We start from the raw sequence: 12,856 nt of genomic DNA on the forward strand, positions 1-12,856 counted from the left end.
CTCAGTCTCTTGAGTTGGTGGCTTGCGATTCGTGCGAGAACAGAATGTAACATAGAGTCACGTTTCGATTCAACACCCTGGACCGTCAACGAAAAACGCGGCAACCTGTAGGGCGACCGCGTGGGCGATAATTGAGACTTGATGGGGACGCTAAATGAGCGGCGACAAGATGTTCGACTGCAACTTGCGTTGCTCTCGCAGTTCGTCCCTATGCCCGTTGAGACACGCACGCAGCGATGTGTACCGACGCTCGGTCCAGACTCCATCGCCGACAGCTTGAGTCAAGAAAACTTGTGGCTTGCGATTGTGCCAACCAATAGCCGTCAAAATGAAAACGCTAACGACCGTGACACCGCCAACATGATCAACAGCTAGCCGCTTGCCGAGAGCACACTTCTGCTCATCGGGAATTGAGTCTTCCCAGGAGTTGAACGCATCAAGTGTTGCGGGTTCTGGGTGACCCGATTCGGCCAATACGTAAAGATTCGACCGAGCCATGAGGCTATTCCTTTGGAGTTAGCAGCGGGTTGCTGCCTTGGGAAATGTATTTGCGGCGATGTGCCACATGAAGCTAAATAATGCACTTTTTCAGATGGAGAGCAAGTCGCGAGTCTACAGTTTTTGTAATTGAGCGATGGCATCCAGGCTGTTTCGTCACGTAAATCGCGTTATTCAAGCTGGCATTGGATGTCTTGCGAGGCTTATTTGCTAGCTCATCGGAACAAATGGAAGCCACATATCCATAAAGAACCAGCTCGCAAATGACGACATGGGTAGGTAGGGTTCCCCAGAAGAGGGAACCGTAATCCAGATGCCGTGAATGAGAGTCAAGGACATGAACTGGAAACTCGCCGTGTTGGGTGTCGCGTCCCTTTGCCTGTCACTCGGTTGCACCGCAACGGAATGGGAACAATATTCCGAAACCGTTGCTCGGAACGCAGGAACACCAACCAACCTTGAGAACAATCTGCGAGACAAGGTATTGGCTGGCACTGCCACACCACAAGAGTATGAAGTCTGGCGGTCTGAGGTAGATTCGAGAACGGTTGTCAGGTCGGCTCAGATTGCTCGACAGGGGCAGGTCACAGCAGCCTATGCTTCGAAACCAGCACCGACAACGATCAACAACACGGTGAACACATCGCCGCAGAGTGCGCCTTGGTAGTTGGCCGTTACCCGAAAAGACTCGATAGAAAACCACCTTCCCTGTCTGCCTTGTTGGACGTTGAAGTACCAACGGTCGACCGGGCGATGCTCTGCGGTAGCAGCGTTCGCAACTGGTAATCTTGACCACCCAACTGATTCAGTGCGTTCTGACTCTGGGCGTTGGCCGCGTCAAGCATCTGAGTCTGTTGACCAAACAATCCGCCAAGGTACTGTTGTTGTCAAGCATTGGCTTGACCGAGAGCTGCGTTACGTTCCCGCTCGACCAGCGCAGACATCCCCGGCGATACTGTTGAATGTAGAGCCCGCGGTTAGCAAGCGATTGACCAACATTTCCCTGACGCGAATCGTATCGACGGTTGGTGTCGGAAAACTCTTGGTTGCCAAAACCCTGAGCAGCTTGGAATTGATGATTCAGATTAGACTGCAACGATGCCATTCGTTGAGCAGACAATTGCGAAATCTGATCACGTAACTTTTGCGAGGCTTGATCGGCACCCGCCAATTGCTGGTTGAATAGCGGGATCTGGCTCGCGTCAAACGTGTTGGATTCGCTGGAAGTCTGCGTTTATTGGTGAATTTTGCAGGTGAACCGAATAGTTGAGCGGCTAGTGCCGACATCAGGTCGGACGAACCGCCACCGCCGAACAACGAACTTAGAGCGAAAGCCATCTTGTTTACCTTATTGAATGGTTGATTCGTATACGACAATGCGAGGCATCGGAAATCGACGCCAATTGTGGACGCTGGATCAGAATGATTTGTTCCGGGATCTACACAGGTCATCCGGTAGGCATAGGCTCAGGGACGACGGACGCGATTTGGGAAAGACTACCAAAGCGTAGAGCCACATCAAAACCTCTTGGTGCCATGCAGATGGCATCGAGGCCGATTCGTACCGAAAAAGCCAGGGGTTGAAACACATCGAATGTTGTTGGATGAGTTGTGAGATTTTTTTCGTGTTTTTTTTTGAGAGGTAGGGTCGGAGGATAACTAGGTACGTGGGCAAACGAACGGGCGGGGGTCCGGGTTAAAAAAGCTGGCGCAATTGGGTCCCATACTCGGGTCTGCGGTTGCGTTGGCGATCATAGACAAGTCATCATAGGCACGTTGCAGCGTATCGCTGCTCACCCTTGTCCTAGCGTGGCAACCGCCGCCCAACCATAGGCCTTGTAGATGCGTTACGAACTAAGTCAGAGGCAACTATCCAACCTCAACGAAAGCGGTCGCGTGCTTCGTGTTGTCGTGCCTGCTTCACCAGACTTGCCGGTTGACCTTCGTCGTTGGGCTTCCGAACGACTGCCCAGCGTTGGGGCTCTAATCTCATCGGTGAAGATGATTGACGTAGTATGCCAGCCCCGGCAAAGCAAGAGCGAGCCCGGTTTGGCTGGACTGATCGGTTCGATACGCGATGACTTTGATGAGTCGCGTTTCTGCATCATCGTAAAAGTAGTCGAAGTGACGTTGACGCCGCAAAATGTCCGTGGACGTGTACCGCGTAGGCAATGGCCGGGTGGTGCAATTGAATCTTTCCAGACGGATTCGGTTTGACTCTTGCGTTTTGTCGATGAAATACTTGAACGACGGCACTTCGCCGTTAACTAACTTTCGTCCCTCGTTGCGATCACACGTCGCGACACACTTGAGGAACCCTCGATGACCTTACGCAAGATCGCAACTACGCGACTATTCGCCGAACCACCCAAACCAACCATTGACACTGATGGACTTTGGATCGGCCAAGCCAAGACTCGTTCCCGCTTTGTTCGCTTTCCCGATGGGGAACTGCGTGCCGTCGACCGCGACTTTGATGCTGGCGTGCTGGACGATCCAACGTCGATCCCGATGAGCGAGCGGTCAAGCAATGCCAATACGATCGTCGATGATGTGCCGGATACTGAGCCAGTACGCAACGGCGTTCGAGCAATCGCAACCGCAATGATGTTGGCCTGCCCCGATTGCCTTGTCGCAGTCGCCGAAGATGCAAGGGGCAATCTCATCGGGAGCACGGTCACGCGAGCAACCAAAGGCATCACCGCTAGCGTGTTCCGTGCTGCGTTCCGATCATTGCCAGAGCGGGCCAAACGAGTGACCTTTGCGGCATCGGGTGCAGTGTCGTCGGACGTTCGCGATGCTGCCACCATCGCCGCTGACTCTTTCCTTGTCCGCATTTTAGGCTTTATTGCCGCTGAGTAGACAGAGCCACCTGAATAGCCATCAGTAACGGGCCGGATGACCTTTGCGGGTTGTCCGGCCTGTTTTCGTTGGGGGTGCGATTGTGCGGGCTTCCAGATTCGACGCTAGCGAGCGCCGACAAGTGGCCCCGACTGTTTACCCACGCTCATCGGGGAAGCATCAGCCGATCTTCGCGACAACCGACTTGGCAAGTTCCTCATCACGCTCGGCATAGGTCTGCGTGATATCCGCCGATTGGTGACCCAAAATCACTTGGGCAGCTTCAAGACCGAAGTGCTTCCGGATGTATGTTGCTCTTGCATGCCTAAGTTGGTTGGGCGACCAATGATTGACACCGGCCGTCGTAGCGGCTCGTTTGATTGCCTGCCCATATGTTCCCGTTGTATAGGCGGTGCCCGGCTTCTGTTTCGGCTTACGTTTGCGATTGGTTCCCACTTTGTTGCCACACGATGGAGGCGTTGTGCGATTCGCCGTTCTGATCTCACGCTGCATTCGATCGGTGTCCAACGGGCGAAACAGACAATCGTCGGCATCACGAAACAGGTAGGGCGTCAGGATCTTCTGAGCGTTTGGACCGATAAAGATTTTGCGTGTATGACCGTGATGGGCGGTTTTGTGTTCATTGAGTTCAGCAACCCACGTTTCACCGCTTCGACCAATCATCGCTGGGGTCAGTTTGCAGACTTCACCAGGACGACATCCGGCAAGCAACTGGAATCGGACCATATCGGCGACGACGGACGGCAGGTGAAGCAACGTCGCGTCCACATCCTCAATGGGAACAGGCATGATGGGGGCGGTTTCCCTCGCGGTCGTCCGTCCTTTCTTCAGACCTGGAATAAGTCGCAGCGTATCAAATACGCTAGCTGACACCTTTCCTTCTGCTGCCGCCCATTTGACCATCCTCAGGATTCGTTTCATCTGAGAGTTGACGTAGGTTCTCGATAGCCCACCAACTAGCATTTGGTCCCGGACCACTTTGAACTGGGCTGGGCCGAATTCGGACGCCTGAAGGTTGGCGTAGAGCTTCTTCAGTGGCTTTGCGGCACACTTCGCCTTGTGCCATTCCGATCCTGCAGCGTTGCCGTAGTAGACTTTGCTGTACGCTAGATACTCGACCATCATCATGGCGACCGTGTATTCGTCTGCTGCAACCCCAAAGCATGAGCTTCGGCCGCTTGCCAGATACTCGGCAATGATTTGATCGTACTTCCGCCTGCTGGCTTGGGTGCCATGCGGTCCAAGAAGATAGTCGCGACGGTTGATCGTGACGCGAGCGTTACCGCTAGAGTGCTTGCGGTACTTGGGATAAGCGTTTGTTAGTTTGGGCATTGGAGCACATCCATTTTCAGTCCAAACGGGAATGTTCCCGTTTGGTAAGTTCTGAAAGTGTGCTCTGCCGACGTTCGACAGGTCGCGGTTTTACCCGTTAATCACGCTTGTTTTGCAAAAGAGGCGACGGTGGGATTCGAACCCACGAATAAAGGATTTGCAATCCTTCGCCTTAGCCACTTGGCCACGTCGCCTTGGTTGATTTCCAGCAAAATAGGAGATTGCTGCCGGATAGTCAAGATGCTCTGACTGCGACAATCGTGTTGCCGCGGTCGGTGATACCAATCCTATCGGACTCTGCCCTGCCACTCTTTAGTGTTTTGAAAAAGCCTTTTGATAAGTTTTGACTTTCTTGTTCTCCGACAAACTCATGCTGACACTCATGGACCGTTTTGCTACAGGGGGACCATCCCTGGCAATCAAGAACTTCGCAAGCTGACTCGCAAACACTCCGTTAGTGTGAACCATGACTCTCTCGATGCAGAAAAACAACGATTTGAGCCCCAACACGCACCACTCGTCGCTCCGCTCTGGGCAAATTTCTGGGCAAATTTCTGGCCAAATTTCTGGCCAAAACTCGGTGGAATCGCGTCTTGCTCAATCGCACCGAAGTGCGGGGCTGGGCCACCACGTCGGGAACGCTTCGCACAAGCTCTTCGCTCCCCTGGTCGCCGGGATCCTCTGTTTTACTACCTCATTCGGTGTGCAGGCAGCCCCCGTTGGTGCGGAGGAAAAAAAATCGTCCGAAATCCCACTCTGGCAACAAGGCGTTTCGAGCTGGAGCGGCGACGGTTACCGCATGCCATCCAGCAATTCCAATCCAGCCGTAGCGACGGGCAAACCAGCATCCTCCTCGCCGCCGCAACAGCCCATCGCAGCTCAAGACGATCGCGGGTCAGCGACGCCCTACACGACGCCCTACACGATGCCGGTCGATCCTTCGATCCCGAGCTCAATGTCGTCGTTTCCCAAGCGTGACTCGGCACCGGTCGGTGGAATCCCTACGACGTTTGCCTCGGGACCCCTGGGGATGCCAATCCCGGTCCAGCTGAGCTCAAACGCCGTGGCCGCACCCGTATCGCAACCGCCGTCGTTAACGCCTCCCGGACAATTGAGTTCCAACGCCAACCCAAGCGGATTCCAAAGCACTGAGATGCCCAATTGGACTCCGCCCGCGACCGATCATGCGATGAGCGTGTTGGACCTTGGCGATCAGGAACCCGTCGTGGGTTCGGCATTCAAGCCTAAAGATCCCGAGCCGATCACATTGGAACAGCCGCCGCTCGAAGAGGAGGTCACGCGTTGGTACCAATACCCCATTCGTTGGATGAAGGGCTGGGACAATAACGCGGAATTCGGGATCAACGGCAGCAGCGGTAACGCCGACACGTTGGCGTTGCAAACCGGGCTCGAACTGAAACGCAAATCAAAACTCTACACCCTCGGGATCGACATTGACTATCGAGTCGCGAGCAGCCGCAATGTGACGACCGAAGACAACGGGCGATTTAACGTCGATGCGGACCGATTGCTGGGCGAATCGGATTGGTCGATGTTTGCCAAGTACGGAATGGAATGGGATAAATTCAAAGCATTCGATTTGCGAATCAACATGAACGGTGGTCTCGGGTACCACTGGATCCGTCAAGATGACGCCAGCTTTGTCACGCGCGTCGGTGCTGGTGCATCGCGAAAGTTCGGGGCTCCGGTTGATGAATGGACGCCGGAAGGAGTGTTCGGTGCCGAGGGAGAACGCCAGCTCACCAAACGTCAAAAGTTCACTGCGAAAATCGACTACTTCCCGGCCTGGGAAGATTTCAGCAATTTTCGCTTGGTCAGCGACATCGCTTGGGAAATGCTGCTCGACGGCAGCGAGAACCTCAGCTTGAAACTGTCGGCAACCGATCGCTACGACAGTGTTCCTCAGGGTGCCAAAAAGAACGACGTCTACTACTCACTATTGCTGTTGTACAAGTTCTAAGTCGGGGTGGATATGTTTTTTGGCTCAACGGTTCGGGGGCCGCTCCCCCGCTAACTCCAATGACTGCGATTGATTTCTGTCTCGATGCTTTGTCAATCCTTGCTTTTGGGTTCAGCCTAGAGCAATCTTGAAATTGATGTGGCCTTGGTACCGTAGCGGCGTTCGCAAGAACGTGGCCCGCCGACGGGCGCCGACAGCTACATCGAAAAATCGAAATGCTCTAGGCTGCTAAAGAATCGGCATTGATGCCGGATCGGTTTGCCAGCTTTCACTGCACGGGCTCGTTTTCATGGGGCTAAGCCGGTAGGCAGGCGTCTTTCAGTAGATTAGCCGTTTTGGCGTTAGCCACGGTTCTAGCAGTTCAACCGTGGCTAACGGCCAAGCGGCTAATGGAATTTTACCCATTCATTCCTGCCTAACTGCTTCGTTTCCATTGGGCTCGTTTCCCTAGACGCCAACGGCGCTGACCAACCAAGTCTAGGGTAAGGTTTTGCGAAGGTCGGATCTGACTGCTGTCGTCGCTATCGCGACTTCGGATCGGGGCAGTATGTTTCTGGGGTCTGACGCTGAATGCCAATTTACTTTGGACCCATCAGGGTGTTTTTTTACGCAAGTTCCGACGGGCGACGAGGCGTATGGCGCGAACGCACCCCAAGGCAACCGCCGCGAAGCTCGCACGCGGCGTGATTCTTATCGGTGGTCAGGTAAGCCCTGGGGCATTCTGCCCCGACGCGACTTTGTGTCCCGGTTCACGCCCCATTTGATTCCCGCCGAATGCAACGCGACAGCGTGTTTTAGGCGGTTTCGGCGTTCGGAGAGAATCAGAAGGCACGATGGCACGGCACGTGCTTTTGTTTTGCGAGGCCGGAAGATTGCCGCGAGGCGATCGTTTCCGCTGGGGCTCACGGCTGCCGTTCCTCTGTTTGAGTCGTCACGAGGTTCCTCGTGATCGCTTGGCCGTTTCCCGCCCTGAATCTTTGATACATCAGCACCTGTAAAAGGACTTGAAAGATGAAACGTTTTTACTCAAAACGCTCTAAATTGCGTGCGGCCTTGTTGGCGGCTCCGTTGACGGTCGCCGCAACGGGATTGGTGATTGCCGCGGCTCCGGCGACATCGACGAAAACCGAAGCGAAGCCGGCCGCGGCGGCCGTGATCAGCAATGAATCACTCGGCGTTGCTAACGCATTGTCCGGTGCGTTTCGCAGCGTCGCGACGCACGTGTTGCCCGCGGTCGTGGCAATTGAAAATCGTCCGGACACCGCATGGCAATCGGCTAAGCAACCGATACCGGGTAAGGGCCGATCGATGGGCCAGGAAAACCCGTTTAAGGGAACGCCATTTGAAGACATGTTTCGAGGGGCTCCCGGCATGAATCCAGGACAAATGATGCCGCGGCAAGCCCCGCGAACGCAGAGCGGTATCGGATCGGGCGTGATTATCGATGCTGCTGGAATCGTGATGACGAATAATCACGTCGTCGAGGGAGGCGGTAAGGTGATCATCAAAACACAGGATGGACGCGAGTTTGTCGCGACCGAAGTGTTGACTGACCCGCAAACCGACATCGCGGTGGTCAAATTCGAAGGCGACTCCTCGCTCGTCGCCGCCCCGGTGGGTGACAGTGACGCGATGGAAGTTGGGGATTGGGTCGTCGCACTCGGTCAACCCTTTGGACTCGAAAGCACCGTGACCGCGGGCATTGTCAGTGCGAAGAACCGCGGGATTGGGATCACCGATCGCGAGAATTTCATTCAAACCGATGCTGCGATCAATCCTGGCAATAGCGGTGGACCGCTCGTTAACTTGCGCGGCGAAGTGATCGGGATCAACACGGCGATTTCGTCACGTGGCGGTGGTAACAATGGGGTCGGTTTCGCAGTGCCCTCGAATTTGGCGAATTGGGTCAGCGATCAATTACTGACTCACGGCCAAGTCGTCCGCTCGTACCTCGGCGTTAGCATTCAACCGGTGAACTACGAATTGAGCACGCAGCTTGGGGTGGCTCCGAAAAGTGGCGTGGCGGTGACGAATGTGTTTGCCGATACGCCGGCGGCCAAATCGGGGTTGAAGACGGGAGATGTGATTGTGCACTTCGGTGGCATTCATGTCACCACGCCTCAGCAGTTACAATTGGCGGTCGAGCGATCCCCGATCGGCCAATCGCTGACGATGGAGGTGATTCGCGATGGCAACTCGATTGAGTTGACGTACAAACCGGAGGCGGCGCCGAGCGATTTTGGCATCAGCAGCACCCCGATTACCAAGAGCGAAGGCGTGAAGTTGAAGTCGCTCGGGTTGGAGATCAATGCGTTATCGGCCGACGTCGCGAAACAATTGGGAATGGAGTCCGAAACGGGCGTCGTCGTGACCCGCGTCCAAGACGGCAGCCCCGCCGCCGAGGCGGGATTACAGCCGGGGATGGTGATCGTCCAAGTGAATCGTCAAGACGTTTCCAGTGCCGCAGAGTTTGAGAAACGGGTGGCGGAGGACTCGGACGGTTCGGTTTTGTTGTTGGTCCGCAGCGAACAGGGATCGCGATTCGTCGTGGTGGCAAACTAGTCTCGCCGCGGCGTGCAACGGGGCGGGAATGACTGCGGCCAACGTCTGACTTACAATCAACGTTGGTCGCATTTTTTTGCGAACATGGTTGGCAATTGAACCTTTTCTGCCGTCCTCCGACGGAGTGATTTCATGAGACTCGCGGCTAAATTGATTCTGATTTTTCTAGTGGGGGTGTTCGCCGTCGTGTCGCTGTTTGCTTGGCAGACGATTCAGCGTCAACATGCATGGGAGCAGCAGCGGCGTGAAGCCCACGCGCATGAATTGGTCGAGACATTGCAACCGGCGTTACAGTCGGCTTATCGCAACGGTGGGCGTGTGACGATCCAGCAAGCGGTGGAGATTTCAACCGAGCAGCTCAATGGTCCTCGCATCCGTTGGATCGACGGGCGTGAAGTCGCCTCACCGCCGCCCAAAGCGATCGCGCGGTCGATGTCACGCGTTTCGGTCACCGACGAACATGGTACTCGCACCGCCTACTCCTACGTGCCGCTGAACGTCGATGGCGAAAACCTAGGGACGGTCGAAGTCTCGCAGTCGATGTCCGAACAAGATTCCTTCGTGCGAGATTCGGTGTATGCGTCGATTTTGTCGTTAATCGGGGTCGCTGGGTTGTCGGCGGTCGTGATTTATTACGGCGGCATTGAATTAGTTGGCAAGCCCCTAGGCAAGTTAATCGAGCAAGTCAACTTGATCGGGGAGGGCAAATTGGACCAATCGCCGGTGTTGAGCGGCAAAGATGAACTCGGCCGACTCGCCGTGGCGATCAGCCAGATGAGTCATCGCTTGAGCGACCAGCGCGACACGATTCGCCACACCGATCGGTTGGGGACGATTGGAACTTTGGCGGCGGGGGTTGCTCATGAACTCGGTACGCCGCTGAATGTCGTCTCCGGTCGTGCTGGATTGATCGCGAGTGGCAAACTTTCCGAACAAGAAATTGCCTCGAGTGCCCGAACCATCAAAAGCGAATCGGAGCGCATGACAGCGATTATTCGGCAATTGTTGGATTTCGCTCGGCAAACGCCCTCTCCTCACGACTCGATCGATCTGACTGAGATTCTGACTCGGACGTGTGATCTGATGCGTCCGTTAGCGAGAAAATCGGACGTCGAAATCGCATTACACGCGACCGACCGCCCCACCACAATCGCTGGCGACGCGGCCCAGGTGCAACAAGTGTTGACGAATCTGATCAGCAATGCGATCGGCGCGATGCCTGATGGCGGTACGGTTACCGTCTCGATCGATGTCGATGAGCCAACCGAGATGGTCTGGATCGAAGTCCGCGATACCGGGGTCGGCATCCCTTCGGAACAGCTAAACCATGTGTTTGAACCGTTCTATACGACCAAGGATGTCGGTGAGGGGACGGGGCTGGGGTTGTCGATTGCCTATGGGATCGTGCGAGAACACGCGGGGGAAATCAAGGTCGACAGCGAACCGGGGTGCGGGACCACGTTTCGTATCCGCTTTCCGATGCTCAGGTAGTTCGCCTGCGGCGGAGATGCTCTCGGCGGCAAGCGGCGGTTTGGGGGCGCAATTTCCGATCGGCCAACTTGTCCTGGTTTCCGCTTCGCGTTGCACTCCTGCGTTTTTCACGTTATCCGCAAATTTCACTCGCGTTTTTGCCCTTCGAATTCAAAGTACATCATGACTGTTGCCCCCCATGAATCGCGTGTCCTGATCGTCGACGATGAACGGAACATGTGTGAGTTGATTGAAACCGATTTGCGACTGCGCGGTATCCCGAGCGAGTGGTTCACATCGGCCCAGGAAGCGATCGAAGCAATTCACCACCAAGATTACGACGTCGTGTTGACCGATGTGCGGATGCCAGGGACGACGGGCCTGCAATTGTGCCAACAACTTTCACAAGTTCGCCCGGATATTCCGGTGATTGTGATGACCGCGTTTGGGACACTCGAAACCGCGATCTTAGCGATGCGTTCGGGGGCTTATGACTTCATCACCAAACCGATCGAGATGGACTTGCTGTCGATCACATTGAAGCGTGCGATGGAGCATCGACGGTTGACCGAGCAGGTGCGTTTATTGGAATCGTCACAGCAGCAAGCGACTTCGTTCGGGGAAGTGCTCGGGCAAAGCCCCGCGATGCAGGGCTTGTACGACCAATTAGAACAGGTGGCCCATTCGGACGCGGCGGTGTTGATCACGGGCGAAAGTGGGACAGGAAAGGAATTGGTCGCGCGTTCGATTCACGCCAGCGGTCGTCGGTCGGAGAAACCTTTTGTCGCGGTCAACTGCGCCGCGCTGACTGAACCTCTATTGGAAAGCGAATTGTTTGGTCATGTCAAAGGAGCGTTCACGGACGCACGCGGAGAGCGACGTGGTTTGTTCTTGGAAGCCGATGGCGGAACGCTATTGTTGGACGAGATGGGCGAAATGCCGATGACGATGCAAGTGAAACTGTTACGCGCGCTCGAGGAGCGGAAAGTACGTCCGGTCGGTAGTGACAAGGAAATGCGTTTTGATGTGCGGGTGTTGACGGCGACCAACCGCGATCTCGAAACCGCGGTTACCGAAGGGCGGTTTCGAGAAGATTTGTATTACCGCATCAATGTGATTGGGATCGAGTTGCCGCCACTTCGCTCGCGTGGCGCCGACATCCTACGATTGGCGGAGCATTTTCGGGATCGGTTTGCGGCCAGTGAGAACAAGCCGGTGGCAGGATTTGCAGAAGGCGTTGCGGAAAAACTGCTTAGCTATTCGTGGCCGGGCAACGTGCGTGAACTGCGGAATGTGATGGAACGCGCGATCGCGTTGACACGTTATGACAAGATCACCCTGGAAGACTTACCCGAAAAAGTTCGTAACTTCCAAGGCGGTACGCTGATTTTTGGTGGCTTCGATCCCGCGGAATTGGTTTCGATGGAAGAGGTCCAGCGACGCTACATCAAACATGTTATGGATGCGGTCGGCGGCAACCAAACTCAGGCGGCTCGCATTCTTGGTTTGGATCGCAAGACGATCTATCGCAAGCTCAAGCAAGACGGCGAATGAGAGCACTTATCGCGTACTAAAAATTGATGGGGATGTCGGGAGTTTCGCCCTAGCGGTGGACCGCGTTCTGGCGAACGCAGCTACGGTTTGAATCCCGCGTCATTTTTGGTTTCGATGTCGGGAGTTTCGCCTAGCGGTGGACCGCGTTCTTGCGAACGCAGCTACGGTTTGAATCCCATGTCCATTTTTGATTTTGATGTCGGGAGTGTCGTCTAGCGGTGGACCGCGTTCTTGCGAACGCAGCTACGGTTTGAATCCCGCGTCATTTTTGATTTTGATGTCGGGGGTTTCGGCCGAGGGTGGACCGCGTTCTTGCGAACGCAGCTACGGTTTGAATCCCATGTCATTTTTGATTTTGATGTCGGGAGTGTCGCCCGACGGTGGACCGCGTTCTGGCGAACGCAGCTACGGTTTGAATCCCGCGTCATTTTTGATTTTGATGTCGGGGGTTTCGCCCGACGGTGGACCGCGTTCTGGCGAACGCAGCTACGGTTTGAATCCCACGTCATTTTTGATTTTGATGTCGGGAGTGTTGCCTAACGGTGGACCGCGTTCTGGCGAACGCAGCTACGGTTTGAATCCCGCGTCATTTTTGAT

Annotated in this window: 9 protein-coding genes and 1 tRNA gene; 7 read left to right on the forward strand and 3 right to left on the reverse strand. The window is 55.1% G+C overall.

Annotated features, from left to right (window positions below; all coding sequences use genetic code 11):
* Positions 1 to 150: 150 nt before the first annotated feature.
* Positions 151 to 498, reverse strand: a complete 348-nt coding sequence (locus tag Pla52o_RS18145; RefSeq protein WP_146596016.1) for a hypothetical protein — start codon at positions 496 to 498, stop codon at positions 151 to 153.
* Positions 499 to 835: 337 nt separating this feature from the next.
* Between Pla52o_RS18145 and Pla52o_RS18150 the strand changes: the two genes are divergently transcribed.
* The gene (locus tag Pla52o_RS18150) at positions 836 to 1,165 is read left to right on the forward strand and encodes a hypothetical protein (RefSeq protein ID WP_146596017.1); all 330 of its coding nucleotides are present in this window, start codon (positions 836 to 838) and stop codon (positions 1,163 to 1,165) included.
* A gap of 1,655 nt (positions 1,166 to 2,820) precedes the next feature.
* Positions 2,821 to 3,360: a hypothetical protein gene (locus tag Pla52o_RS18155; protein ID WP_146596018.1), complete on the forward strand. Its 540-nt coding sequence runs from the start codon at positions 2,821 to 2,823 to the stop codon at positions 3,358 to 3,360.
* Between the two features lie 159 nt (positions 3,361 to 3,519).
* On the opposite strand, the gene Pla52o_RS18160 is transcribed toward Pla52o_RS18155, so the two are convergent.
* Both Pla52o_RS18160 and Pla52o_RS18165 read right to left on the reverse strand, forming a co-directional pair.
* Positions 3,520 to 4,692, reverse strand: coding sequence for a tyrosine-type recombinase/integrase (locus tag Pla52o_RS18160; protein ID WP_146596019.1), 1,173 nt, complete (start codon positions 4,690 to 4,692; stop codon positions 3,520 to 3,522).
* A 121-nt stretch (positions 4,693 to 4,813) separates the two neighbouring features.
* Positions 4,814 to 4,886 (reverse strand) — tRNA-Cys (locus Pla52o_RS18165).
* A 605-nt stretch (positions 4,887 to 5,491) separates the two neighbouring features.
* Here Pla52o_RS18165 and Pla52o_RS18170 point away from each other — a divergent pair.
* The 5 genes from Pla52o_RS18170 to Pla52o_RS18190 all read left to right on the forward strand — a co-directional run.
* Positions 5,492 to 6,673 (forward strand): DUF481 domain-containing protein, encoded by a 1,182-nt coding sequence (locus tag Pla52o_RS18170; RefSeq protein ID WP_231612460.1) that lies wholly within the window; start codon positions 5,492 to 5,494, stop codon positions 6,671 to 6,673.
* A gap of 1,011 nt (positions 6,674 to 7,684) precedes the next feature.
* Positions 7,685 to 9,235, forward strand: coding sequence for a Do family serine endopeptidase (locus Pla52o_RS18175; RefSeq protein ID WP_146596020.1), 1,551 nt, complete (start codon positions 7,685 to 7,687; stop codon positions 9,233 to 9,235).
* Between the two features lie 132 nt (positions 9,236 to 9,367).
* Positions 9,368 to 10,726, forward strand: a complete 1,359-nt coding sequence (locus Pla52o_RS18180) for a sensor histidine kinase (RefSeq protein WP_146596021.1) — start codon at positions 9,368 to 9,370, stop codon at positions 10,724 to 10,726.
* A gap of 162 nt (positions 10,727 to 10,888) precedes the next feature.
* Positions 10,889 to 12,259 carry a sigma-54-dependent transcriptional regulator gene (locus Pla52o_RS18185; protein WP_146596022.1) on the forward strand — a complete coding sequence of 457 codons (1,371 nt, stop codon included), beginning with the start codon at positions 10,889 to 10,891 and terminating at the stop codon, positions 12,257 to 12,259.
* A 340-nt stretch (positions 12,260 to 12,599) separates the two neighbouring features.
* Positions 12,600 to 12,856, forward strand: a 257-nt coding sequence (locus Pla52o_RS18190) for a hypothetical protein (RefSeq protein ID WP_146596023.1), incomplete at its 3' end; no start/stop codon positions are given.

This window comes from Novipirellula galeiformis (assembly GCF_007860095.1).
Taxonomy (GTDB): Bacteria; Planctomycetota; Planctomycetia; order Pirellulales; family Pirellulaceae; genus Novipirellula; species Novipirellula galeiformis.

What these genes read in the sequence shown, in the direction of transcription:
- Pla52o_RS18180 (WP_146596021.1), top strand. Translation starts at nt 9,368, where the DNA reads ATGAGACTCGCGGCTAAATTGATTCTGATTTTTCTAGTGGGGGTGTTC.
- Pla52o_RS18160 (WP_146596019.1), bottom strand. Translation starts at nt 4,692, where the DNA reads ATGCCCAAACTAACAAACGCTTATCCCAAGTACCGCAAGCACTCTAGC.
- Pla52o_RS18150 (WP_146596017.1), top strand. Translation starts at nt 836, where the DNA reads ATGAACTGGAAACTCGCCGTGTTGGGTGTCGCGTCCCTTTGCCTGTCA.
- Pla52o_RS18145 (WP_146596016.1), bottom strand. Translation starts at nt 498, where the DNA reads ATGGCTCGGTCGAATCTTTACGTATTGGCCGAATCGGGTCACCCAGAA.
- Pla52o_RS18155 (WP_146596018.1), top strand. Translation starts at nt 2,821, where the DNA reads ATGACCTTACGCAAGATCGCAACTACGCGACTATTCGCCGAACCACCC.
- Pla52o_RS18170 (WP_231612460.1), top strand. Translation starts at nt 5,492, where the DNA reads ATGCCATCCAGCAATTCCAATCCAGCCGTAGCGACGGGCAAACCAGCA.
- Pla52o_RS18175 (WP_146596020.1), top strand. Translation starts at nt 7,685, where the DNA reads ATGAAACGTTTTTACTCAAAACGCTCTAAATTGCGTGCGGCCTTGTTG.
- Pla52o_RS18185 (WP_146596022.1), top strand. Translation starts at nt 10,889, where the DNA reads ATGACTGTTGCCCCCCATGAATCGCGTGTCCTGATCGTCGACGATGAA.